General features: G+C 64.4%; 19 protein-coding genes and 1 tRNA gene. 12 read left to right on the top strand and 8 right to left on the bottom strand.

Annotated features, from left to right (window positions below; translation table 11 throughout):
• Window positions 1–3: 3 nt before the first annotated feature.
• Window positions 4–1,320 (bottom strand): putative hydroxymethylpyrimidine transporter CytX, encoded by a 1,317-nt coding sequence (cytX, locus tag QFZ94_RS26470; RefSeq protein ID WP_429460583.1) that lies wholly within the window; start codon window positions 1,318–1,320, stop codon window positions 4–6.
• 226 nt (window positions 1,321–1,546) lie between these two features.
• On the opposite strand from cytX, the gene QFZ94_RS26465 reads away from it, so the two are divergent.
• The 10 genes from QFZ94_RS26465 to QFZ94_RS26420 all read left to right on the top strand — a co-directional run bounded on the left by QFZ94_RS26465 (window position 1,547) and on the right by QFZ94_RS26420 (window position 11,605).
• Complete coding sequence (locus tag QFZ94_RS26465; protein ID WP_368584536.1) at window positions 1,547–2,860, top strand: replication-associated recombination protein A; 1,314 nt, start codon at window positions 1,547–1,549, stop codon at window positions 2,858–2,860.
• Window positions 2,861–2,924: 64 nt separating this feature from the next.
• Window positions 2,925–4,220: a serine--tRNA ligase gene (gene serS, locus QFZ94_RS26460; protein ID WP_368584537.1), complete on the top strand. Its 1,296-nt coding sequence runs from the start codon at window positions 2,925–2,927 to the stop codon at window positions 4,218–4,220.
• 198 nt (window positions 4,221–4,418) lie between these two features.
• A tRNA-Ser gene (locus tag QFZ94_RS26455) sits at window positions 4,419–4,509 on the top strand.
• 741 nt (window positions 4,510–5,250) lie between these two features.
• Complete coding sequence (locus tag QFZ94_RS26450; protein WP_410849700.1) at window positions 5,251–6,846, top strand: hypothetical protein; 1,596 nt, start codon at window positions 5,251–5,253, stop codon at window positions 6,844–6,846.
• Between the two features lie 555 nt (window positions 6,847–7,401).
• The gene (map, locus tag QFZ94_RS26445; RefSeq protein WP_368584539.1) at window positions 7,402–8,187 is read left to right on the top strand and encodes a type I methionyl aminopeptidase; all 786 of its coding nucleotides are present in this window, start codon (window positions 7,402–7,404) and stop codon (window positions 8,185–8,187) included.
• Between the two features lie 92 nt (window positions 8,188–8,279).
• Entirely contained in the window at window positions 8,280–8,813 is a 534-nt protein-coding gene (locus QFZ94_RS26440; RefSeq protein WP_026227959.1) for a GNAT family N-acetyltransferase, read from the top strand.
• Between the two features lie 207 nt (window positions 8,814–9,020).
• Window positions 9,021–9,833: a septum site-determining protein MinC gene (gene minC, locus QFZ94_RS26435; RefSeq protein ID WP_429460580.1), complete on the top strand. Its 813-nt coding sequence runs from the start codon at window positions 9,021–9,023 to the stop codon at window positions 9,831–9,833.
• 105 nt (window positions 9,834–9,938) lie between these two features.
• Window positions 9,939–10,754 carry a septum site-determining protein MinD gene (gene minD, locus QFZ94_RS26430; protein WP_013088749.1) on the top strand — a complete coding sequence of 272 codons (816 nt, stop codon included), beginning with the start codon at window positions 9,939–9,941 and terminating at the stop codon, window positions 10,752–10,754.
• 14 nt (window positions 10,755–10,768) lie between these two features.
• Window positions 10,769–11,023 (top strand): cell division topological specificity factor MinE, encoded by a 255-nt coding sequence (gene minE / locus QFZ94_RS26425; protein ID WP_008922443.1) that lies wholly within the window; start codon window positions 10,769–10,771, stop codon window positions 11,021–11,023.
• A gap of 270 nt (window positions 11,024–11,293) precedes the next feature.
• Window positions 11,294–11,605, top strand: a complete 312-nt coding sequence (locus QFZ94_RS26420; RefSeq protein WP_368584543.1) for a YXWGXW repeat-containing protein — start codon at window positions 11,294–11,296, stop codon at window positions 11,603–11,605.
• Window positions 11,606–11,760: 155 nt separating this feature from the next.
• Here QFZ94_RS26420 and QFZ94_RS26415 read toward each other — a convergent pair whose 3' ends face one another.
• Window positions 11,761–13,161, bottom strand: coding sequence for a chloride channel protein (locus QFZ94_RS26415; protein ID WP_429460578.1), 1,401 nt, complete (start codon window positions 13,159–13,161; stop codon window positions 11,761–11,763).
• Window positions 13,162–13,415: 254 nt separating this feature from the next.
• On the opposite strand from QFZ94_RS26415, the gene waaC reads away from it, so the two are divergent.
• Entirely contained in the window at window positions 13,416–14,420 is a 1,005-nt protein-coding gene (gene waaC / locus QFZ94_RS26410) for a lipopolysaccharide heptosyltransferase I (protein WP_429460576.1), read from the top strand.
• A gap of 510 nt (window positions 14,421–14,930) precedes the next feature.
• On the top strand, window positions 14,931–15,062 hold the full coding sequence (locus tag QFZ94_RS26405; RefSeq protein WP_013088753.1) for a hypothetical protein: 132 nt from the start codon (window positions 14,931–14,933) through the stop codon (window positions 15,060–15,062).
• A gap of 30 nt (window positions 15,063–15,092) precedes the next feature.
• Here the strand turns inward: QFZ94_RS26405 and QFZ94_RS26400 are convergent, their stop codons facing one another.
• From QFZ94_RS26400 to ppc, 6 genes are all read right to left on the bottom strand, one after another.
• A complete protein-coding gene (locus tag QFZ94_RS26400; protein WP_013088754.1) occupies window positions 15,093–15,272 on the bottom strand; it encodes a hypothetical protein in 180 nt (59 codons plus the stop codon).
• Window positions 15,273–15,395: 123 nt separating this feature from the next.
• Window positions 15,396–16,703 (bottom strand): MFS transporter, encoded by a 1,308-nt coding sequence (locus tag QFZ94_RS26395; protein ID WP_368584547.1) that lies wholly within the window; start codon window positions 16,701–16,703, stop codon window positions 15,396–15,398.
• A gap of 372 nt (window positions 16,704–17,075) precedes the next feature.
• Window positions 17,076–17,606, bottom strand: a complete 531-nt coding sequence (locus QFZ94_RS26390) for an energy transducer TonB (RefSeq protein WP_368584548.1) — start codon at window positions 17,604–17,606, stop codon at window positions 17,076–17,078.
• A gap of 361 nt (window positions 17,607–17,967) precedes the next feature.
• A complete protein-coding gene (gene argH, locus QFZ94_RS26385; RefSeq protein WP_368584549.1) occupies window positions 17,968–19,374 on the bottom strand; it encodes an argininosuccinate lyase in 1,407 nt (468 codons plus the stop codon).
• Between the two features lie 164 nt (window positions 19,375–19,538).
• Entirely contained in the window at window positions 19,539–20,351 is an 813-nt protein-coding gene (locus QFZ94_RS26380; protein WP_368584550.1) for a helix-turn-helix transcriptional regulator, read from the bottom strand.
• A 192-nt stretch (window positions 20,352–20,543) separates the two neighbouring features.
• Complete coding sequence (ppc, locus tag QFZ94_RS26375) at window positions 20,544–23,702, bottom strand: phosphoenolpyruvate carboxylase (protein ID WP_429460572.1); 3,159 nt, start codon at window positions 23,700–23,702, stop codon at window positions 20,544–20,546.
• Between the last annotated feature and the right edge of the window lie 147 nt (window positions 23,703–23,849).

The following is a 23,849-nucleotide window of genomic DNA, read 5'->3' as shown; positions in this document are numbered from 1 at the left end:
CGCTCATGCATACGCAGTCTTGCGCGCCGATACGAACACGTAGTAGCACACCGCGCCGATCGCGAGCGACGGCAGCGTGGCGCCGAGATTCGGCAGCCATTGATTGATCACCTGATACGACGCGATGCCGATCGCCCACGCGACGAACGCGCTCAGGTGCCAACCGCCCGAGAAGCCGTAGCGGCCGCGCACATCGGCGAGGATCGCGGCATCGATGCGGCGCTTGCGCACGATGAAGTGATCCATCAGCACGACGCCGAACAGCGGCGCGAATACCGAGCCGATCAACAGCAGGAAGTTCTGGTACTTCGCCATCGGCACGAGCAGCGCGATCAGCGTGCACAGCGCGCCGAACGCAGCCGACAGCAGCGGCACGCTCGCGCGACTCCAGAACGTGCCGGTCGACACCGCGGCCGAATGGATATCGGCGAACGCATTGTCGATTTCGTCGATCAGGATCAGCAGCAGCGCAAACCCGCCGCCTGCTTGCGCGAGCGCACCGGTGAGCAATGCATCGCCGCCGCCGGCCGCGAGGCCATAGACCGCGCCGAGCGCATAGAACCAGATGTTCGCGATGCCATAGCCGTACAGCGTGCCGCGGAACGTCTCGCCAGCGCGACGGCCGAAGCGCGTGTAGTCGGCGATCAGCGGCAGCCACGACAGCGGCATCGCGACCACGAGGTCGACCGCGCCGCCGAACGACATCTCGCCGGTGCCGGGGCGCTGCATCAGGTCCGCGAGATTGTGGCGCGCGAGCAGGTTCCACGTGAGCCACGCGGCGCCCGCGAGTAGCAGCCAGATCCCCCACTTGCGCAGAAAGCGCCGCACGAACGACAGCGGGCCGCTGATCGCGAGCAAGGTTGCGAGCAGGCCGAAGATCACGGTCCACACGAGCGGCATCGACAGGCCGAATGCCTGTTTCGCGAGCGCATCGGCGGAATCGCGCATCACGATCACTTCGAACGAGCCCCAGCCGACCAGTTGCACCATGTTCAGCACGGCCGGCACCGACGCGCCGCGCACGCCGAGCGTCGGACGCAGCGACGACATCGCCGCGAGGCCGGTGTCGGTGCCGATCACGCCCGCGAGCGCGAGCAGCACGACGCCGATCACGCTGCCCAGTACGATTGCGACGAGCGCGTGCGGCAGCGACAGCCCCGGCACCAGCAGCGCGCCCGCCTGGGCGACGAGCAGGCCGATGCCGAGTGAGAACCACAGCGCGAACGCGTCGCCGGTACGGAACGCGCGGCGCGCGTCGGGCACCGGCGTGAGCGGCGCGTAGGTGGAGCCGGCCTCGCCGGCGACAGAATCTTGAGCCATCTGATGTGTGTTCCTCGTGGTGGTGCGGTGAAGCTCTGTGCTGTGAATTTATGCGCTGTCGGCGCGCCGGGTCGGCCGTCGCGCCGCCGCCGTCACTGTCATAATGCAGGACGTTGCCCGCGTTGTTGCGTCTGCTTGCGGCCGTGCGCGGGCTTTGCGCTTGTCCCGCGCGGCGCCGCTTCAACGCGGCGCGTACCCGGAAAGCCGAGATTATCCCCAAAACGTCATGTTTGAAGAAACCCGTGCCAATGTTCCGCTTGCCGAACGCCTGCGGCCACGCAATATCGACGAAGTGATCGGCCAGTCGCATCTGCTCGGGCCGAACAAGCCGCTCAGGGTCGCGTTCGAATCGGGCGAGGCCCATTCGATGATCCTGTGGGGCCCGCCCGGCGTCGGCAAGACCACGCTCGCGCGGCTGATGGCCGATGCGTTCGACGCACAGTTCATCGCGTTGTCCGCGGTGCTGTCGGGCGTGAAGGATATCCGCGAGGCGGTCGAGACCGCGCAGATCCATCGCGCGAACGGCCATCAGACGCTGGTGTTCGTCGACGAAGTGCATCGCTTCAACAAGAGCCAGCAAGACGCGTTCTTGCCGCACGTCGAGTCGGGCCTGTTCGTGTTCGTTGGCGCGACGACCGAGAATCCGTCGTTCGAGGTCAATAGCGCGTTGCTGTCGCGCGCCGCGGTCTACGTGCTGAAGAGCCTGACCGACGACGAACAGCGCGAGCTGCTCGAACGCGCGCAGAAGGAGCTCGGCGGCCTCACGTTCACCGACGAAGCACGCGCCGCGCTGATCGGCTCCGCCGACGGCGACGGCCGCAAGCTGCTGAACAACCTCGAGATCGTCGCGCGCGCGGCCGCCCAGCAGAAGACCACTGAAATCGACGGCGCGCTGTTGGGCAGTGCGCTTGCGGAAAATCTGCGCCGCTTCGACAAGGGCGGCGACGCGTTCTACGACCAGATCAGCGCGCTGCATAAATCGGTGCGCGGCAGCAACCCGGACGGCGCGCTGTACTGGTTCTGCCGCATGCTCGACGGCGGCGCGGACCCGCGTTATCTGGCGCGGCGCATCGTGCGCATGGCGTGGGAAGACATCGGCCTCGCGGACCCGCGCGCCGCGCGCATCACGCTCGACGCCGCCGAGACCTACGAGCGTCTCGGCTCGCCCGAAGGCGAACTCGCGCTCGCGCAGGCGATCATCTATCTGGCGGTCGCGCCGAAATCGAATGCCGGGTACAACGCGTACAACGAGGCGCGGCGCTTCGTCGGCAAGGACCAGTCGCGCGCGGTGCCGGTGCATCTGCGCAACGCGCCGACCAAGCTGATGAAGGAACTCGGCTACGGCCACGATTATCGCTATGCGCACGATGAACCCGATGCGTACGCGGCCGGCGAGACCTATCTGCCAGACGGCATGCGCGAGCCGCATTGGTACGAGCCGACGCCGCGGGGCCTGGAAGGCAAGATCGGCGAAAAGCTCGCGCGCCTTGGCGAGCTCGATGCGCGGTGGCGCGCCGAGAACAAGCCGAAGAAGGCTTGAGGCGTTTCGCCTGTGCCGGTGCGCTAAAATCGCGTTTTCATACAACGAACATCCGTCCCATCCCATGCTCGACATCCAGTTGCTGCGCAAAGACCTCGACGGCGTCGCCAAGCGCCTCGCCGACCGCGGCTATACCCTCGACGTCGCGGCCTTCGCCGCGCTCGAAGCGGAACGCCGCGATACCCAGACCCGTACCGAAGAACTGCAGGCGCGCCGCAACAGCCTGTCGAAGCAGATCGGCGCGATGAAAGGGCGTGGCGAAGATACGTCGGCGGTAATGGCCGAAGTGAGCGGCATCGGCGACGAGATGAAGGCGTCGGCGGTCAAGCTCGAAGACATCCAGAAGCGTCTGTCGGACCTGCTGCTCGGCGTGCCGAACCTTGCGCACGAAAGCGTGCCGGTCGGCAACGACGAAGCCCATAACGTCGAAGTGCGCCGGTGGGGTACGCCGCGCCAGTTCGACTTCGAGGTCAAGGATCACGTCGACGTCGGCACGCCGCTCGGCCTCGACTTCGAGACAGGCGCGAAGCTGTCCGGCGCGCGCTTCACGATGCTGCGCGGCCAGATTGCGCGGCTGCATCGCGCGCTCGCGCAGTTCATGATCGACACGCACACGCAGCAGCACGGCTATACCGAGATCTACACGCCGTACATCGTGAATCCGGACATCCTGTACGGCACGGGCCAGCTGCCGAAGTTCGCGGACGATATGTTCCGCGTCGAGAAGGGCGGCGGTGAAAGCACGGTCACGCAGTACCTCATCTCGACCTCGGAAATTTCGCTGACCAACACGGTGCGTGAGAGCATCGTCGAAGCGGACGCACTGCCGATCAAGCTGACCGCGCACTCGCCGTGCTTCCGCTCGGAGGCGGGCTCGTACGGCCGCGACACGCGCGGCATGATCCGCCAGCATCAGTTCGACAAGGTCGAGATGGTGCAGATCGTCGCTCCTGATGCATCGTACGACGCGCTCGAGCAGATGGTCGGCCATGCCGAGGCGATTCTGCAGAAGCTCGAACTGCCGTATCGCGTGATCACGCTGTGCACCGGCGACATGGGTTTCTCCGCAGCGAAAACCTATGACCTCGAAGTATGGCTGCCCGCGCAGAACACCTATCGTGAGATTTCGAGCTGTTCGAATACCGAGTCGTTCCAGGCGCGACGCATGCAGGCGCGTTTCCGCAACGCGCAGGGCAAGCCGGAACTCGTGCATACGCTGAACGGCTCGGGTCTCGCGGTGGGCCGCACGCTCGTCGCGGTGCTCGAGAACTTCCAGAACGCCGATGGCTCGGTGACGGTGCCCACGGCATTGCGGCCATACCTCGGCGGAGTGGAGCGGCTGGAAGTGCCGGCGGCCTGAGCGTCACCGGCGTGTGCGTAGACGCGGTATCGTCAGCTTGGCTGACAGTGCCGCTGCCGGCACCCACGCCTCTCGGAAAAAATTTAGAAGTTTTTTCGTCGAGGGGCTTGGAAAACTGATTCGAGCTGTTTTATAATCTTTTTCTCCCAAGCAACGGCCCGCTTGGATCCGACGAAGCAGCAACAAGTTGGAATACCCGGAAAGGTGGCAGAGTGGTCGAATGTACCTGACTCGAAATCAGGCGTACGGTTTCCCCGTACCGTGGGTTCGAATCCCACCCTTTCCGCCAAATTCTGAAACCCCTTGATCATCGTGATCAAGGGTTTTTTTGTTTTTTGGTTTTCGAATTGTTTTGTCAAGTCAATCCGATATTGTTGAAGCATCATTTCTATTGGCGAAATCGATTGTTTCAATTTCTTGTACATGAGCTATTCGTTGCTCGTGGTCTTTTTCATTCCCATTTCCGTACAAATCCCTTAAGCGATACGTGCTGTGCTCTCCCCTGAATCATATGCGGGGACGCATTCAGGACATGGCCGCCGCGCGCTATAAGGGGTCGAAGTCGGAAAATTTGCGGGCGACCCGCCCCCCGATCGACTTCTTAAAGCGCGAATCTTCGCCGACCCCACAGATCTCGGCAAGATCTGCCCTTTTTTACAAATAAATACGATTTTTGGTTGGGCTCGGTCATTCATTCAGGGTACGATTTACGCCGTCAGCAGCTTTTACGGGAAGAATTTTCCTGGAAAACAACAGCTGCGGCAGTAATCGGTAAAAGGTTCGCAAGGCAAACGTTTGCGGACTGACGCGCACCAGCATTGTCAATCTGGACCACCGCGAGGAGCCTCTTCGCGAGCATCGGTTCAATCGGACATCACAGACGTGCGTTCCACGGCACCTCGGGACAAATGTTTTTAAGGAATGCAAATTCGTTTGCATCGAATCCTTACGCATTGTCCGTCCGAATCACAGCGAATTCACCTTTGGTCTTTTTATCGGGAATTTTCCCGACATTTGGAATTACTCCGCGATGATAAAACGACGTCAATTCATTGGGGGCCTGACGGCCCTGAGCGCAAGTTATCTTTTGGCCGCATGCGGTGGCGGCGGATCCGGAACCGCGGACGACAAGACTGCCGCTGCTGCCGCTGCAAGCGGCGCTTCAGGTACCGCGGCTTCCAAAACGGCCGTCGCGAAGACGAGCGATCCGAACAGTGTCTCCATTCCGCCCGCCTCGTCCATCACGGACAACTCCGGCAACGTCTGGACGCTGTCCGGAGGTGTCGGTGGCTCGGTCTACCGCAACGGTTCGCCGGCAAGCAACACCTACAACGTGCAGATGGTCCTGTTTTACGCCGGCGTGATCTATCACGAGGGCACGGGTGGTCAGTTCTATCAATGGACGGGCTCGGGCTGGAAGGGTTGCCTCGACCCGCGCCTCGGCGGCACCTCGGCTGATGGCACCACGATCCCCGGTTCGTCGTACATCATCGACAAGTCCAACAACATCTGGACGGTGACCAACGGTGTCATTTACTGCAATGGGGCGACCGTAGGCAACACGTACAACGTCTCGCTTCTGTTGTGGTACGGCGGCAAGATCTGGCATTGCGGCACGGGTGGCCAGTTCTACGTGAACAACGAAACCGCCGGTCATTGGCTGCCATGTAACGATCCGCGCACCGCGATCGCACCGGCCGCGGGCATGTTCTACGGCATGAACGGCCACTTCGACTACACCTACACGCCTCAACAGGTCGTATCGATCCTGAAGGGCATGGGCTGCACCAGCTATCGCGTGGGCTGCACCAACACTTCGACCCAGCTGAACGCACTGATCGGGCTTGCGCAGGCTTTCCAGTCGGCGGGCATGACGTTGATCGTGCTGGTCAATCAGGGCGTCTACGACTCCAATGGCAACCTGTTCGCCAACGAGAGTGCCGCTTACAACCAGGGTTACTCGGTCGCCCAAGGCATCGCGAACGCACTGAAGCCATATGGCGTGACCATTTACGAATGCGGCAACGAGTTGACGCGCACTAACGCCACAGTGTTGGACTTCACCTGTGCGGGCACGAAGGCGTCGGACTTCAACAACACGAACTGGCCGGTGATGCGCGGCGTGATGCGCGGCATGATCGACGGTGTGAAGTCGGTTCAGTCCAACGCGAAATGCGGCATCAATTTCTGTGTGAACGATGTCGGCGCGGCGGACGCGCTGTGGGACGGTATGCAGCCCGATGGTAGCAGCGGCCACCCGACCGTGCGCTGGGACATCACCACGTGGCACAACTACGAGGTGTATGGCGACGTGTTCTCCCTCGGTGCGGACGGCGCCCAACCGGGCTTCGATCTGCCGATCTATTGCAAGGCCCGTTACGGCGTGCCGTTCCTCATCACCGAGTGGAACACCGGACCGGAACGAGACGAGACCTATCGTGGGAACTACATCACGACGAGGCTCGGCGAGTTCTATCAGAATCGCAAGACGCACAATATCCAGGGCGTCATGTACTACGTGCTCGACAGCGGCGACCAGACGTTCGGCATCATGAAAAACGGCACACCGTTGAATCCGGCGTACAGTGCGTTCCAAAGCTTTACGGCGGCGAATCCCGACAACTAAGCCCAGATATCGACGCAAGCAACCCTGAGCGTCGGTAAGAATCGCGCCCGACCCCTTGCCTCAGCGTATCGAGGCGAGGGGGTGGGCGCCTCATGCCACCCGCAACCCCTTCATCACCATCCGCGAGCGACGCGGCCGCCGCCGCGCTTTCCCCGAAGCAGCCACACGCAATTCGCGTGATCCGTACGATATGCGAAGAGCGGGATGCAGCGGTCGGCCTGACTGGACGTCCGCGATTTAGTTCGGGAAACTGAGCGATGGCGTTGCATGGCTCGATGAACGTTCGAGCTTTTTTCCCAAAGTCCATGTGAGCGCGCAGGCCGGGCAAGCCCACCACGCACGAACGGGGTCACTCTGATTCGGGCGCGAGCCCGAAATCGCCCCGCCAGCGCCGCCGCCTGCCGAGCATCTCTTCAGCCGGTTTGCTCGGGGTCCCTCCGCGATCCTCTGTACAATTGCCCGAAATCGCCCATCGAGCGGCGGTTGCGGGCCGCCGGGCTTTCGGGCGCGGCGGGTCATTTCGCGTTTGACCCGCGACTCACATCGACTGAATTCATGGCCATTACCTACAAGACTCCCGACGATATCGCGAAACTGCGCATTGCGGGCCGCCTCGCCGCCGATGTGCTGGCAATGATCGGCGAGCACGTCAAGGCAGGCGTCTCCACCGACGACCTCGACGCGCTGTGCAACGACTACATCGTCCACACGCAGAAGGCGATTCCGGCCAACGTCGGCTACCTGGGCTTTCCGAAGACCGTCTGCACGTCGGTCAACCATGTCGTGTGTCACGGCATTCCGAATCGCGGCGAGATCCTGAAGGACGGCGACATCATCAACATCGACGTCGCGATCATCAAGGACGGTTATTTCGGCGACACCAGCCGCATGTACTGCGTCGGCCAGCCGAGCACGGTCGCGCGCGCGCTGATCGACACGACCTACGAGGCAATGGTGGCCGGCATCCGCGAGGTGAAGCCGGGCGCGACGCTCGGCGACGTCGGCCACGCGATCCAGAAGGTCGCGCAGCGCGAGGGCTTCTCGATCGTGCGCGACTACTGCGGGCACGGCATTGGCAAGATCTATCACGAGGACCCGCAGGTGCTGCACTATGGCCAGCCGGGGCAGGGAGTGCGGCTGAAGCCGGGCATGGTCTTCACGATCGAGCCGATGATCAACGCGGGCCGCGCCGGCACGTCGGTGCAGCGCGACGGCTGGACGGTGATCACGAAGGACCGCTCGCTGTCGGCGCAATGGGAACACATGGTCGCCGTGACCGACGACGGCTATGAGCTGCTGACGCCGTGGCCGGACGGCACCGGCAACTACGACGCGCCGTGAGCGGGATCGCATATTCTGGTCAATAATAAATTTGACTCGCCGGCCGGTTCGGTTAAAGCTACGCGTTAGGGTTTCCAGGGGTTTTCGTCTGCATGAGTCCGTCATTGACCGTTCGCCGCATCACTGCTGATCAGGGCGCCGTATTTCGCGAACTCCGCACCGCCTCGCTGCGGGAGGCGCCATATGCCTTTGGCGCGACGCTCGAGGATGCGTTGTCGGCCGATGCCGCCAGTTTCGACGCGACCGCGGCGAATCACGCGGTTTCGCAGTCCGTCGGCACGTTCCTGCTTTACACCGAGGGCCATCCGGCCGGCCTCGTCGAGGCGCATTTCGACGACACCGCGGCGCGCCGCGCGTTCGTCTGCGAATTGTGGGTGGCGCCGGCCGTGCGTCATCTGCGCGGCGGCGAACTGCTCGTCGACACGGCGAGCAGCTGGCTCGCGAATGCGGGCGCCACGGAAATCTACGCGTGGGTCGCCGACACGAACCGCAACGCAATGCGCTTCTACGAGGCGCTCGGCTTTGGCCCGACCGGCGAGCACCGGCGCGTCGAGCGCGCGCCCGAGCAGGTCGAAAGTCTGCTGGTGCGGCACGTGCCGACTACCTCGCAGGTGCTTCAACAGTGATCACCCAAGCGGCGCGTCACGCGTGCCGCTCGTCTTCGCCGTCCGTTCATCACGGTTTTTCTCCCGCCAGTATTTCTTTGCGCCGTCGCGCGTCGATCGCATCGACGACACGCGTCGCGCCCACGCGCGAGCACCGATTCTCCCGGGAAAAAAAGTGGCCGCGCGCACGTACGCCTGTAAAATACGCAAAATTTTTTGCCGAACGCTATGTCGCCCAAGAAATCGCCCTTTTTCGAACTGCGCAGCGGCTCTGTCGACACGCTGATGTTCGTGGTCAAAACGACCGACCTCGATGCGATGCGTGCCGAACTGACGCGACGCTTCGAGGCGACGCCCGAATTCTTCGCTAACGACGTCGTCGCGATCGACGTACGGCGTCTCGCCGACAACGAACGCGTGCCGCTCGCCGACATCGCGCAACTGCTCGACAGCGTGCGCATGCGTCCGGTCGGCGTGGTCGCGAATGCGGAGCAACAGTGGGCGACGGAGTCGGGATTGCCGCTGCTCGAAGCGCGCGACCGACGCGGCGCGCCGGCCAGACAGACCGATGAGGACGGCACGGCGAGCGCGGCAAGCGCGGCGGCGGGCCCCGATGCAGCCGCCGGCACGAGCGCATCCACCAGCACCGCTTCCGGCGCCGTCGAACCCACCTCCGCCGTCGAGCCGGTGCGCCTCGCCACGTCGCCGCAAACGATGGTGGTCGACAAGCCGCTGCGCTCCGGCCAGCGCATCTACGCGAAAGGCGATCTGGTCGTGCTCGGTCTCGTCAGCTATGGCGCCGAGGTGATCGCGGAAGGCAACATCCATATTTACGCGCCGCTGCGCGGCCGGGCATTGGCCGGCGTGCAGGGCAATCACGACGCGCGCATCTTCTGTACGTGTCTCGAACCGGAACTGATCTCGATCGCGGGCATCTATCGAACGACCGAGAACCCGCTGCCGGCCGACGTGCTCGGCAAGCCGGTGCAGATCTGGCTCGAAGACGAAAAACTGATGATCGAACCGCTGCGGCTCACGTAATGCGCCGGGAAACGCGCGCTGCCCGAGCGATTTCGGCATGCGGCGTTTCAGGGCGACGCGCGCCGCGCATCAATTGACGCATTTGACGAACACAAGGTAAGGGTAATGGCAAAAATCATTGTGGTGACTTCGGGCAAGGGTGGCGTGGGCAAGACGACCACGAGCGCGAGCTTTGCGTCGGCCCTCGCGTTGCGCGGCAGCAAGACCGCCGTGATCGACTTCGACGTCGGCCTGCGCAACCTCGACCTCATCATGGGCTGCGAGCGCCGCGTCGTGTACGACCTGATCAACGTGATCCAGGGCGAAGCGAATCTGAACCAGGCGCTGATCAAGGACAAGAAGTGCGAGAACCTGTTCATCCTGCCGGCCTCGCAGACGCGCGATAAGGACGCGCTGACGATGGAAGGCGTCGAGAAGGTCATCAATGATCTGATCGCGATGGACTTCGAATACATCGTCTGCGATTCGCCGGCCGGAATCGAGTCGGGCGCGCTGCTTGCGATGCACTTCGCCGACGAAGCGCTGATCGTGACGAACCCGGAAGTGTCGTCGGTGCGCGACTCCGATCGCATTCTCGGCATCCTGTCGTCGAAGACCAAGCGTGCGATCGAAGGCAAGGAGCCGATCAAGGAGCATCTGCTGATTACCCGCTACAACCCGAAGCGCGTCAGCGAAGGCGAAATGCTGTCGCTGACCGACATCCAGGAGATTCTGCGCATCGATCTGATCGGCGTGATTCCGGAGTCGGAAGCGGTGCTGCACGCGTCGAACCAGGGTCTGCCGGCCGTGCATCTGGACGGCACAGATGTGGCCGAAGCCTATAAGGACGTCGTGTCGCGTTTCCTCGGCGAGCAGAAATCGCTTCGCTTTGTCGATTACCAGAAGCCCGGGCTGCTGCAGCGCCTCTTCGGCACCAAGTAAGGGGAGCGCACGTAATGTCGATTCTTTCGTTTTTGCTGGGCGAGAAAAAGAAGTCCGCGTCGGTAGCGAAGGAACGCCTGCAGTTGATCATCGCGCACGAGCGCGCCGGCGGCCATGCGCCAGCCGATTATCTGCCTGCGTTGCAACGCGAACTGGTGGCCGTGATCTCGAAGTATGTGAAGATTTCCGATGACGACATACGCGTGAGTCTCGAGCGTCAGGACGATCTCGAAGTGCTCGAAGTCAAGATCGAAATACCGCAGGCCTGAGCTTCCGATGGACCGCGGTCCATCTCGCCTCATGTGCAGGACGCCGCATTGCATCGCGTTGGATCGACGCGATGGCGTGCGGCGTTCGGCTGTTCCTCTGGCTTCTGTCTGAAGCCCTCTCTTCGCGCCCCCACGGCGCTCGTCATTTCCCGGTCGAAATAAACCGTTGCACTTCAGCGGGTGCCGTTACACGCACATCGTCAGCCTCGTGTCGCCCTCGCGCATTAAACCGGTAACGCCGCATCCGGTGTTCAACTTGAGAGGGAAATCATGAACCGAACCTTTCGCCTGCTGCTTGCCAACACCGTTCTGATTGCCGCGGGTGCCGCCGCGATGGCCTCGGCTTCGGCCGCGGAAGTCGTCATCGTCGCGCCGTCCGCGCCGCCCGTCGAACGCTTCGAAGCGGTGCCCACGGCGCGCGCCGGCTATGTGTGGGATCACGGTCACTGGCGCTGGGATCGCGGCCGCTACGTGTGGATCGCCGGACACTGGCAGGCCGAGCGCGTCGGCTATCGCTGGATGCCCGGCCACTGGATCGAGCATGGCCCGAACTATCGCTGGGTACCGGGACACTGGGCGTGATGCGGCCGACGATCGTGCTTGCGACGCGCCTTTGACCGTGGAGAAATGCGCATGAAAAAGAACCTGCTCGTGCTCGCCGCGCTGGCGGTGATGCTGGCCGGCTGCGTCGTCGTGCCGGCGCGGCCGCTATATGTGCATGCGCCGCGCGTGGTCGTCTACTGACGCGGCGAGCCGGAAGTATCCGTCGTGATGTCGTCGGCGGCATCACCGGCGGGCGGCTCGCCGTCGACGCTTTGCGCTTCCGGCACCTCGGCCTCGGGCACTTCCGGCACCGGCGCGGGCGCCGGTTGCGGCAGCGGTGCCATGTAGCGCTGGGCGAGCGACTCGTAGAGCGGCGGCGCGAACAGGCGCGACACGCGGCTCGCGATCAACGCGGTGGCCATCAGCGAAATCACGAGCGCGTGACCGTCGATCATCTCCATCACGATCACGAACGACGTGATCGGCGACTGCGTGACCGCGGCCAGATAACCGACCATCGCGAGTGCGATCAGCATCGGCAACTGCATCGAATCGAACACCATGTGCAGCAGATTGCCGAAGCCCGCGCCGATCGACAGCGACGGCGCGAAGATGCCGCCCGGAATGCCTGGCAGGTACGAGCCCACCATCGCGATCATCTTCAGGAACGGATAGAACACCGACAACTGCCCGTGTCCCTCCAGCAGGCCACGCGCTTCGGTATAGCCGCTGCCGAACGTCGTGCCGCCCGCGATCACGCCGACCACGGCGATCGCGAAGCCGCACAGCGCGGCGAACACGACCGGCCGCTCGCCGTGCAACTGGCGCAGCGGCGCCGGAATCCAGCGCGCGGTATTGAGCAGCAGCCAGCCGAAAATGCCGCCCGCGATTCCCGTGACGATTGCGGTGATCACCACCGCGACGGCGAGCAGATCGGGGAAATGCGCGCCGATCCTGATCGTGCCGAAATATGTGTAGTTGCCGTTCAGGCCGAGCGCGACGACACCCGCAACGACGATCGCGGTGATCAGCACACCGCTCGTGCGCGCCTCGAAGCTGCGCGTCAATTCCTCGATTGCGAACACGACGCCCGCGAGCGGCGTATTGAACGCCGCGGATAAACCCGCTGCCGCGCCCGCCAGTGCGAGCTGCCGTTCGATCTGCGCATTCGAGCGCGGATAGAAGCGGCGCAGATTGAACATCAGCGCGGCGCCGACCTGCACGGTCGGTCCTTCACGGCCGATCGTCAAGCCGCCGAGAATCGCGATAAAAGACACGCCGATCTTGCCGAGCAGAATCCGCAGCGATAGCAGCCTCGCGCCATACCCGCGCTGCTTCGTGTGCAGCGTTGCGATGACCTGCGGGATGCCGCTGCCCTCGGAGCCGCGAAAGAACTTGCGCGTGAGCCAGACCGCGAGTGCCGCGACCGCGGGTGTGATCACGAGCGGTGCCCACGGATACCGCTGCCGGACATCGAGAAACGCGTCATAGCCCCAGTCGATCAGACGCGCATAGAGCACCGCGACCAGGCCGACGGCGATGGCACCGAGCCAGAAGATGCCGTATTGCCGCCACAGGCGTTTCGTGCGACGCATGACAGCGTGTGAACGGGAGGGGAAGGGCCGGGACATGAATTGGGTTCGTGCAAAGGGCCAAGTATAAAACGTACGGGACCGACCAGAATGCGTGAAAGACATTTGAAAAAATGAACTACGCTGGATCGTCAGGGGTATCTTTTGTTGTAATTCGCCGTATTGAAAACAGGACCGGGCACGATGCCCATTTGGCAGGGAGGCGGTAAAAACGTCGGCTAGAATAGTTTCCACTTCGGAAAACGAAGAGACCCTCAATGAAGCGAATCCTAATCGTCAAGGTCACTTCACTAGGCGATATCGTGCAGGCGTTGCCAGTCGTCGCCGATATCAAACGCGCATTTCCTGGTGTTCAGGTGGATTGGGCGGCGGACGAAGCATTTGCGCAAGTCGTGCAGTGGAGCCAGGGCGTCGACCGCGTGCTATGCGCGCCGCTGCGCCGCTTCAAGAAGGCGCGTCGCTGGAGCGATCTGAAGGCGATCTTGGCATCGATCGGCGAGCTGCGCGCATACCACTACGACTACATCATCGACATTCACGGCGTCTACAAGAGCGCGATCATCGCCTTCCTCGCGCGCTCGTCGCGGCGCTTCGGCTATCAATCTCAGGATCTTGGCGAGCGGGGCGCCGCGTTCGCCTATACCGGGCGTTTCGGTCCACGTCCGCAAGGCAGCGCGTGGCACGGCATGCGCATCAGCGCTAGCGAGGCGCTCGGCTACGAAGTGGAAGGCCCGCCCATCTACGACCTGCGGCTACCCGCAGCCGTCCCGCAGCCGTTCGCGACACAGGACGCGCCTGTCGCCGCGCTCTTTCATGCCACCTCGAAAGCCGACAAGAAATGGCCGCTCACGCATTGGGTGGCTGTCGGGCGCGAGTTGAGCGAGCGCGGTTTTCGTGTGGTTCTGCCGTGGGGCTCGGACGGCGAGCTTGCCGAAGCCTCGCAGATCTGCGCACAGGTACCGGGCGCGACCGTGCTGCCGCAAATGAGCGTGACCGAAGTCGCGCAGATGATCGACGCGTGCGCGCTCGTGGTCGGTACCGATACGGGCTTCGTGCACCTCGCGCATGCGCTGCAGAAGCGCACCGTGATGATCTTCGTCGCGACGTCGCCATCGCATTGCGGCGTCGAGACGCCGTATCGCTCGACATCGATCGGTGACGGTCGCTCGGTACCGCCCGTTAGCGCGGCGCTCGACGCGATCGACTACGTTCACGGGGCGGAGCCGGTGCTCGCGATGCAGCAAGGATCGGCCGCCGCCTGAGATCGCGCAATCGTTTGCGCAAAAGAAAAAGAGGCGCGACGCGTAGTCCACCCTTGCGGGCGGGGACTGCATCGTCGCGCCTCAAAGAACGCCCGTGTCGGGGAACAGCGGGCGGAGAGGAATCGATTACACGTCTGTTAAAACTGTCGCTTTTCGTTGGACGCCGCAGTGTCCGATGCGCACACGCCAAGGCGGCCAGCTGGCAGCTCGCGGTGCATCGAGGCTCGCGCGGCGCGCGTCGAACCGCTCAATTACGGCGACGCTGGCGCGGCCAGCAAGGCTTCTATCGCGACAGTGCGCTCAATCGAGTATAGGCGCTGTTTTTCGCCATGGTGGCGCGATCAGGTGAGAGCGGGGCAGGTCGTTCGAACACGCCCGTCCAACGCGCCGATCCTGTAACAGCCCAGTGATCTTCCCTTACAAATGGCAACGTTCGCCGGGGCGCGCATCGTGTCCAATCGGGTCATTCGGGGTTTGCGCTCGAATCAATCTGACTCGATGGAGAACAACATGAAACGCCTGATCCTGACTCTCGTGGCCGGCGCACTGCTGGCGTCGGCGCTCGGCGGCTGCGTCATCGCGCCGGCGCCGGGCTACTACTACGGCGGCGGTGGCTACTACCATCACGGCTACTACCGCTAAGCCGCGCTCGAGTTCATCGAGCCGCTGGCCTCAGGCGACCAGCATTTCGAATGCGACCACCGCGGCAATAGCCGCGGCGTTCGCGGCCAGCGCTTCGACGACGATGGATTTCCACGACGCCGGACGAAAGCGCAGCGCGAGCAGCAGCGAGCCGAGCAAGGCCAGCGCGATGATCATCACGATATCGGCATTGTGAAGATGGACGTTCATGCGAGTCTCCCTGGTTTTTATAGGGTTATGTCAGGGAGTATAGGCAAGTCAAAAAGACGCGCAAGGCGGGGGATTTACCAAACGCGAATCGACGCAAGCGGGGTTGCGTCGATTCGCAATGCATCACTTCATCAGACTCGCGTCACGCGTCTCGCGCATGCACAGCACGCCGACGAGGCTCACGGCCGCCGCGACCGAGACGTACGCGCCAACCCACGGCAAGCCGCCATGCGCGGCCAGCACCTGGGCGATATACGGCGCGACCGACGCGCCGAGAATCCCGCCGAGGTTGTATGCAACGCCGGCGCCCGTATAGCGTACGTTGGTCGGAAACAGCTCCGGCAGCAGCGCGCCCATCGGCGCGAACGTCACGCCCATCAGGAACAGCTGGATCACGAGGAACAGCAGCACCAGCAGCGGCTCACCGCTGCCGAGCAGCGGCGCCATCGTGAAGCCCGACAGGATCGCCGCGATGATGCCGACGATCAGCACCGGCTTGCGCCCGAAGCGGTCGCTCGCGCGGGCCGACAGCGGCGTCGCGATTGCCATGAACACGACCGCGATACACAGCAGGCCGAGGAACGTCTGCCGCGGAATATGCAGCGAGCCGACGCCGTACGACAGCGAGAAGGTCGTCGCGTTGTAGAACAGCGTGTAGCAGACCACCATCGCGAGCGCGCCGAGCACGGTTGGCACCCAGTGCTGCGAGAACAGCGTCGCGATCGGCACGCGCACGCGTTCCTTGCGCTCGATCGCTGCCTGGAACGCGGGCGTCTCGGCGATCTTCAGCCGCACGTACAGGCCGAGCGCGACCAGCACCGAGCTGACGAGGAACGGCACGCGCCAGCCCCAGCTGCGGAACTGCTCGTCGGACAGCGACATGGCGAGCGCGAAGAACAGGCCGTTGGATGCGAGAAAGCCGATCGACGGTCCAAGCTGCGGGAACATGCCGAACCAGCCGCGTTTGCCGGCCGGCGCGTTTTCGGTGGCGAGCAGCGCGGCACCGCCCCATTCGCCGCCGAGGCCGATACCCTGGCCGAAACGCAGCACGCACAGCAGGATCGGCGCGAGGCTGCCGATCGCGTCGTAGCCGGGCACGAAGCCGATCAGCGTGGTCGACACGCCCATCACGAGCAGCGACGCAACCAAAGTCGACTTACGGCCGATGCGGTCGCCGAAGTGGCCGAACAGGAACGAGCCGATCGGTCGCGCGACGAACGCGATGCCGAACGTGACGAAGGCCGACAGCGCTTGCGCGGTGGCCGAGCCGTGCGGGAAGAACACCGGTCCGATCACGAGCGCCGCTGCGGTCGCGTAGACATAGAAATCGTAGAACTCGATCGCGGTGCCGATGAAGCTCGCGAAGATGATCCGCGCGCTACTGTTTTGCCCGCTTGCGGGCTGAGCCGCGGAAATCGGCGAAGTGGACATGCAGGGGTCTCCAATTGTCGTGAGGCCGCGGCGCGCTGAGCCTTGCTTCGCAGACTGGCGGCGCGCGACGGCGGCATCCTCGTTGAGGTATAGGTTTGGGCGCCGCACGCGGGTGGCGCCGCGGCACTGCAGTCGGCTCATGCGCCGCGCCGGCGGGTGTGCGGGCGGCGTGAGCCATGCCGGAAGGCTCCGGCGCGGGGAATCCGAAAATTATAGCGAGCGCGCTCGTCGCGCAGCAATGGCGGCGTAAGCTTGCGCGGCAACGAGGGGTGCGTTAAGAGCGATGCGCAATGACTCGAGCAGGTCATGTGTGGCCTGCTCGAACGCGGCGATGCGCGTGATGGCGCGGGCTGGCGCACGCGCCAACCGCGCTCAGTCGTACGTTTCCGCTTGCGGCGAGGCGAGCTCGCGCAGCTGGAACTTGCCGTTGTCGTTGAACAGCCAGTCTTCGAACAGCTCGAGCTGGCCGCGCCCGTTCAGCAGCTTGCCGGGCGGTAGCGGCAGCGGCGCCGAGCGGCGCAGCGACGCGAGCGCGGTGCTTTCGGCTTCGTCGTCGCCGTTGGTGCGATACACCGACGACTGGACGATGCGTCCATCACGATCGACCGTGAACGACACCACCACCAGCGAGCGCAGCATCGGCTGAGGCCTGCCTTGGAGCACATACGACGGATTACGCTCGACGATTCGTCGGGCGACCGCGTCGCGATATTGATCGAGCGTCGCGCTGTTGATCGCGGCGACCGGTGTGCTGACGGTTTCGTGCTTCGTCAGCGGAGTGATCGTGCAACCGGCCACGGCAACGACACCAAGCGCGGCGAGCAACAGCCGATGCCTGGGTGCTGCGGTGAAGAAGTGCGGGGCCACACGGGGAACAGGACGGGGAGAAGTGCGCGAGAGCATCGTCGACGAACCGCGAGAAGAACCTGATTGAATGGTAGTCAAAAACCGGCGGGATTCAATTGGCGTTCGCCCGCTGAATGTCATTGCGCGTGCCGCGACGACGCGCTTTGCTTTCCGATGTACTGGCCGGAAATATGCACGCGTTGGTCGGCGGGCGGAACCCGCCTACACTCTGGCGGCCTCATGCTGAGGCATCGGTGGAAGTCTTTTCAGCCCGCTTCTCGCGGGCTTTCTTTTACCTGCGATTCGCCAATTACACGCGGCAACAAAAAAGGCGAACCCGCCAAACGGGTCCGCCTTTTCGCTCTCGGTTCAACCGGCCGCGCCGCAAGCCAGGCTCACGGCGCTGCACGATCATCGATTACTTCAAAGCCGCACGCGCCGCCTTCACCGCGGCCAGCACCTGCTCGGGCGCGGTGCCGCCCGGATGATTGCGGCTCGCCACCGAGCCCTCGAGCGTCAGATACGAGAACACGTCGTCGCCGATCAGATGCGCGACGTTCGGCAGTTCGCTGCGCATTTCGTCGAGCGTCAGGTCGGCGAGATCGCAGCCGCGATCGGCACAGACGCGAACCGCGAGCGCGACGGCTTCGTGCGCGTCGCGGAACGGCAGGCCTCGCTTGACCAGATAGTCGGCGAGGTCCGTCGCGGTCGAGAAGCCTTGCAGCGCGGCCTCGCGCATCGCCTGCGGCTTGACCGTGATGCCGGCGACCATTTCAGCGAAGATGCGCAGCGTGTCGGCGACCGTATCGACGGTGTCGAACAGCGGCTCCTTGTCTTCCTGGTTGTCCTTGTTGTACGCGAGCGGCTGGCCTTTCATCAGCGTGAGCAGCGCCATCAGATGGCCGTTCACGCGGCCGGTCTTGCCGCGTGCGAGTTCGGGCACATCCGGGTTCTTCTTCTGCGGCATGATCGACGAGCCGGTGCAGAAACGGTCGGCCAGATCGATGAAGCCGACGCGCGGGCTCATCCACAGCACCAGTTCTTCGGAGAAGCGCGACACGTGCGTCATCACCAGCGCGGACGCGGCCGTGAATTCGATCGCGAAGTCACGGTCGGAAACCGCATCCAGCGAATTCGCGCAGATGCCGTCGAAGCCGAGCGTCTTCGCGACGGCGTGACGGTCGATCGGATAGCTGGTGCCGGCGAGCGCGGCCGCGCCGAGCGGCAGACGGTTCACGCGCTTGCGGCAGTCGACCATGCGCTCGGCGTCGCGCGAGAACATCTCGACGTAGGCGAGCAGATGGTGGCCGAACGTGACCGGCTGCGCGACCTGCAGGTGCGTGAAGCCCGGCATGATGGTCGCGGCGTTCTTCTCGGCGATTTCGAGCAGCGCTACGCGAAGTTCGGTCAGCAGTTCGCCGATGCGGTCGATCTCGCCGCGCAGCCACAGGCGGATGTCGGTCGCGACCTGGTCGTTGCGCGAGCGGCCGGTATGGAGGCGCTTGCCGGCATCGCCGATCAGCGCGGTCAGGCGCGCTTCGATGTTCAGGTGCACGTCTTCGAGATCGAGCTGCCATTCGAACTCGCCGCGCTCGATTTCACCCTTGATCTGCGCCATGCCGCGCTGGATCGCGGCGAGGTCGTCGGCGGAAATGATCTTCTGCGCGGCGAGCATCGACGCGTGCGCGAGCGACCCTTCGATGTCGACGAACGCCAGACGCTTGTCGAAGAAGACCGACGACGTATAGCGTTTGACGAGCTCCGACATCGGCTCCGAGAAGCGAGCCGACCAGGCTTCGCCTTTTTTGTGCAATTGGGACGTCATGGTGTTGGGCGGTAAGAACGAGCGGTGAGGAGGCTGGCAACGCGAGTGCGCGAGTCGTGCAGAAGCGCCGCCGCAGCGAAGAAAGACGGAGATTTTAACACCGGGCGAGGGCGGCCAAGGCGCTGCCGCCGCTCGCGGACCCATTAGCGGACCCATTCGCGAGCCTATTCGCGCACCAGCACCACCAGCTTCAGATCTTCGCGATGCGCGGGCTTGAACGTGATCTGGTCATAAACGATGCGCCCGTCGCGCGGATGGTTGAACTCGCGCCTGCCGCCCTCGCGCCCGCCGACGTCCTGCGAGGCCCAGTAGCGCGCGAACTCGTCGCTCGCGGCCGACAGCGAATCGATCAGCCCGCGCGTGGGCGCATCGTTCAGATGGCGGATCGAGTCGGCGCGGAATTCGGCGGCGAGCCGCCGCGCGCGCGTTTCCCAATCGACGATCAACGCGCGCGCGGCCGGCTCGGTGAACGTGTAGCGCAGCAGGTTGCGGTCGTGCGCGCCGTCGAGCCAGCCGACGAACAGATCGGCCGCGCGCCCGTTCCACGCGAGCGCATTCCACTGCCGGTCGAGCACATAGGCCGGCGTGTCGATGAGCTGCACGGTTTGCAGCAGCGTGGCGGGCGCATCGGCGGCGGCGGGGTCGGGCTCGGCCGGATCGCGCTGCGCGGCCAGCTCGAACAGATACGCGCGCTCGGCGCGCGACAGCTGCAACGCGACCGCGATGCGCGCGAGCGCATCGGCGGAAGCGGACACCGGCCGGCCCTGCTCGATCCACGTGTACCAGGTCGGGCTCACGCCGCATAACTGCGCGACTTCCTCGCGCCGCAGACCGGGCGTGCGGCGGCGCGGCCCCGGCGGCAGACCGACCGCCTGCGGCGACAGCCGCTCGCGATGGGCGCGGATGAAGTCGCCGAGCGCGCGCGCCGGCGTGGCGTCGAGCGGCGGCGGGTGATCGGCGGAGGACGGCGTCGTCATGCTATCGGCTGCGCGTGGAGGGGAGTAATAGAGATACCAGAATAATTGCCGAACTTGTACTGGTACACGGCGGGCTCTATTGTAGCGGCTGGATTCGCGCAACGCGTTGTTCGCCATCTCGACGCGCAATGAAAAAAGCCGGGTGTGGCCTGTGTGGACCACACCCGGCTTCTGCCTGCTTCAGCGTCGATCTCAACCGGTATTGCGCAACCCCGCCGCGATCCCGTTGATGCACAAATGAATGCCGCGCCGCACGCGCGCATTGGTGTCGCCCGCGCGATAGCGTTTGAGCAGTTCGACCTGCAGGTGGTTGAGCGGGTCGAGGTACGGGAAGCGGTTCTTGATCGAACGCGCGAGCAGCGGGTTCTCGGCGAGCCGCTCGCTCTTGCCGGTGATCTCCGACAGCACCTTCGACGTGCGTTCCCACTCGGCAACGATGCGCTCGAACACGTGCTTGCGCAGCTTCTTGTCGGTCACGAGCGCGGCATAGCGCGACGCGACCGCGAGGTCGGTCTTCGCGATGACCATGTCCATGTTCGACATCAGGTTGGAAAAGAACGGCCAGCTCTTGTGCATCTTCTTCAGCAGCGCGAGACGGCGCGCGCGCTCGGCGTCCGACGGCGCGCTGTCCAGATGCTCGGTGACCGCGCTGCCGAAGCCGTACCAGCCGGTCAGCAGCAGCCGGCATTGGCCCCACGAGAAGCCCCACGGAATCGCACGCAGATCCTCGATCTTGCGCTGCTTCGGGTCCTGCAGCTTGCGCGACGCGGGGCGGCTGCCGATGTTCAGCTCGGCGATCTCCGCGATCGGCGTCGACTCGAAGAAATATTCCTTGAAGCCCGGCGTTTCGTAGACGAGCGCGCGATACGCGGCCATCGCCGTATCGGACAACTGCTGCATCGTTTCCTCGTACACCGGCAGCTCGGCCAACGTGTGGTCGTGCGGCAGCAGCGACGCTTCGAGTGTCGCTGCCACGACGGTCTCCAGGTTGCGCCGGCCGATTTCCGGATTCGCGAACTTGCTCGCGATCACCTCGCCCTGCTCGGTCAAACGGATCTGACCGTCGACGGTGCCAGGCGGCTGCGACAGGATCGCCTGATAGGTCGGGCCGCCGCCGCGGCCGACGGTGCCGCCGCGTCCATGGAATAGACGCAGCGTCACGCCGCGTTCGTTGAACAGCGACAGGAGCGCCAGCTCCGCGCGATACAGCTCCCAGTTCGACGTCAGGAAGCCGCCGTCCTTGTTGCTGTCCGAGTAGCCGAGCATCACTTCCTGCTCGTTGCCCTGATGTTCGATCAGCGTGCTGATGCCCGGCAGCGCGAAGAGATCGCGCATGATGTGCGGCGCGTTGCGCAGATCGGGGATCGTCTCGAACAGCGGGATCACCATCAGGCCCGCGCGCGCGGGGTCGTGCTCGTCGCCCAGACGCCCGCGCAACAGACCCGTTTCCTTCTGCAGCAGCATCACCTCGACCAGATCGCTGACGGTTTCCGTGTGCGAAATGATGTAGTTGCGCACCGCGCGCGCGCCGAATTTCTCGCGCGTGAGGCGTGCTTCTTCGAGCACCGCGAGCTCGCTCTTCACGAGCTCGGAGTACTCGGCGTAGGGCACGCGCAGCGCGCGCGGCTGCGCGAGTTCGGCGAGCAGCACGTTCAGCTTGTCCGCTTCGGAGAGCGCCGCGTAATCGTCTTCGACGCCTGCGCACTTGAGCAGCTCGGCGATCACCGCTTCGTGGATGTCCGAGCTTTGCCGCAGATCGATGCTCGCGAGATGGAAGCCGAACACTTCGGCCGCGCGAGCGAGCGGTGCGAGACGCGGCGCGGCGAGCGGCGCGCCGTGATGCTCGGCGAGCGAGTCGATCAGCACGTGCAGGTCGCGCACGAAGTCGGCGGCGTCGTCGTAGGGGGTCGCGCGAATCGGCGCGACGCCGCGGCCGGCGCTGCGCAGCGGCACGCTGCCTTCGCCGAGACGCACGCGCGCGCTCGCCGCGAGCCGCGTGTAGATGCCGATCAGCGCGCGACGATACGGCTCGTCGGTGCGATGCGGCGAGTGGTCGGGCGAGATGTCCGCGAGCTCATTGAGCGCATCGCTCACGCCGACGAGCACATTCGACATCGACAGCTCCTCGCCGAGCTTGTGCACCTGCACCAGGTAGTGCTCGAAAATCACCGCGGCCTGACGGGTGATCGCGTTTTCGAGCGTGTCGGCGGTGACGTTCGGATTGCCGTCGCGATCGCCGCCGATCCAGCTGCCCATCTGGAAGAACGGCGGCAGGCGCGCTTCGAGGCCATGCTCCTTCAGCGCCTCCTCGATGTCGGCGTACAGCGCCGGCAGTTCTTCGAGGAAGGTGCTGCGGTAGTACGACAGCGCGTTCTCGATTTCATCGGCGACCGTCAGACGCGCGTCGCGCAGCATCCGCGTTTGCCACAGCGACGTGACGCGCGCGCGCAGCATCGCTTCGTTGTGTGCGCGCTCGCGGTTCGTGAGCGGCTGGTCGCGCTCGGCGAGCAGCCGCGCGATGTCGTGCTGCGCGTCGAGAATGCTCTTGCGCTGCACCTCGGTCGGGTGCGCGGTCAGCACCGGCATGATCAGCGCGTCGTCGAAAAACCGCTGCAGCACCGGCGTCGCGGCGGCGCCGGCCGCGACGAGCCGCTCGAGCGCATGCGCGATCGTGCCCGGCTGCGAGGCCGAGCCCGCGAGCGCGTGAATGCGGTGACGACGGTTGCGGTGGCGGTCCTCGGCGATGTTCGCGAGATGCGAAAAATAGCTGAACGCGCGCACGACGCTGACGGTCTGCTCGGGCGTCAGCGAGCGCAGCTTCTTGTCGAGCGTCTGCGCGGCGGCGCTGTCGTCCTCGCGACGGAAGCGCACCGCGTTCTGCCGGATCGTTTCGACGACGTCGAATATGGCGTCGCCTTCCTGCTCGCGCAGCACGTCGCCGAGCAGCCGGCCGAGATAGCGGATGTCCTGGAACAGCGGGTGGTCCTTGTCCTCGCGCGTGCGGCCGCCGTTCTTCACGGCGGGCGCGGCGGCTGGCTCAGCTTGCGGCACGCCCTGGAGCTCTGCCGTCTTCGCGGCGCGCGGGAGTGTCGCGTCGCCTTCGATCTTGATCTTGACCTTGGCCGGCTTGCTGGCGGTGGCCGAAGTCGCGGCCTTTTCGGCCTTGCCGGATTTGTTTGCTTTTGGCGCCTTGTCCTGCTTGACGGGCACAGAGGTTTGCGAGGCCTTCGAGGCCTTGGCGGCTTGCGCGGCAGCGTTGGACAGGACGTCGGGCGCCGCGGCGTCGGCCGGGCGAGCGGTGGGCGAGGCAGTGTTGCGGCGGGCGGGGCGCGCCGATCCGGAAGACGTCACGATGAGTTTCCTCGGGGAAGCCAGGGTCTGTTGATTGATGAACTGCGACTGCGGAACTGCAACCAGCAAGTACAACGTGAACTGCGTGCAACAGGGACTGCGCAACGGACTACAAGACAGACTGCTAATGCGACTGCAACAAAGAGT

Source organism: Paraburkholderia sp. JPY465, from assembly GCF_050436725.1.
In the GTDB taxonomy this organism is placed as follows: Bacteria; Pseudomonadota; Gammaproteobacteria; order Burkholderiales; family Burkholderiaceae; genus Paraburkholderia; species Paraburkholderia youngii.
Note: the sequence above shows the minus strand (reverse complement) of the source record. Positions and strands in the feature narration are given on the sequence as shown.

What these genes read in the sequence shown, in the direction of transcription:
- cytX (WP_429460583.1), bottom strand. Translation starts at nt 1,320, where the DNA reads ATGGCTCAAGATTCTGTCGCCGGCGAGGCCGGCTCCACCTACGCGCCG.
- QFZ94_RS26465 (WP_368584536.1), top strand. Translation starts at nt 1,547, where the DNA reads ATGTTTGAAGAAACCCGTGCCAATGTTCCGCTTGCCGAACGCCTGCGG.
- serS (WP_368584537.1), top strand. Translation starts at nt 2,925, where the DNA reads ATGCTCGACATCCAGTTGCTGCGCAAAGACCTCGACGGCGTCGCCAAG.
- QFZ94_RS26450 (WP_410849700.1), top strand. Translation starts at nt 5,251, where the DNA reads ATGATAAAACGACGTCAATTCATTGGGGGCCTGACGGCCCTGAGCGCA.
- map (WP_368584539.1), top strand. Translation starts at nt 7,402, where the DNA reads ATGGCCATTACCTACAAGACTCCCGACGATATCGCGAAACTGCGCATT.
- QFZ94_RS26440 (WP_026227959.1), top strand. Translation starts at nt 8,280, where the DNA reads ATGAGTCCGTCATTGACCGTTCGCCGCATCACTGCTGATCAGGGCGCC.
- minC (WP_429460580.1), top strand. Translation starts at nt 9,021, where the DNA reads ATGTCGCCCAAGAAATCGCCCTTTTTCGAACTGCGCAGCGGCTCTGTC.
- minD (WP_013088749.1), top strand. Translation starts at nt 9,939, where the DNA reads ATGGCAAAAATCATTGTGGTGACTTCGGGCAAGGGTGGCGTGGGCAAG.
- minE (WP_008922443.1), top strand. Translation starts at nt 10,769, where the DNA reads ATGTCGATTCTTTCGTTTTTGCTGGGCGAGAAAAAGAAGTCCGCGTCG.
- QFZ94_RS26420 (WP_368584543.1), top strand. Translation starts at nt 11,294, where the DNA reads ATGAACCGAACCTTTCGCCTGCTGCTTGCCAACACCGTTCTGATTGCC.
- QFZ94_RS26415 (WP_429460578.1), bottom strand. Translation starts at nt 13,161, where the DNA reads ATGCGTCGCACGAAACGCCTGTGGCGGCAATACGGCATCTTCTGGCTC.
- waaC (WP_429460576.1), top strand. Translation starts at nt 13,416, where the DNA reads ATGAAGCGAATCCTAATCGTCAAGGTCACTTCACTAGGCGATATCGTG.
- QFZ94_RS26405 (WP_013088753.1), top strand. Translation starts at nt 14,931, where the DNA reads ATGAAACGCCTGATCCTGACTCTCGTGGCCGGCGCACTGCTGGCGTCG.
- QFZ94_RS26400 (WP_013088754.1), bottom strand. Translation starts at nt 15,272, where the DNA reads ATGAACGTCCATCTTCACAATGCCGATATCGTGATGATCATCGCGCTG.
- QFZ94_RS26395 (WP_368584547.1), bottom strand. Translation starts at nt 16,703, where the DNA reads ATGTCCACTTCGCCGATTTCCGCGGCTCAGCCCGCAAGCGGGCAAAAC.
- QFZ94_RS26390 (WP_368584548.1), bottom strand. Translation starts at nt 17,606, where the DNA reads ATGCTCTCGCGCACTTCTCCCCGTCCTGTTCCCCGTGTGGCCCCGCAC.
- argH (WP_368584549.1), bottom strand. Translation starts at nt 19,374, where the DNA reads ATGACGTCCCAATTGCACAAAAAAGGCGAAGCCTGGTCGGCTCGCTTC.
- QFZ94_RS26380 (WP_368584550.1), bottom strand. Translation starts at nt 20,351, where the DNA reads ATGACGACGCCGTCCTCCGCCGATCACCCGCCGCCGCTCGACGCCACG.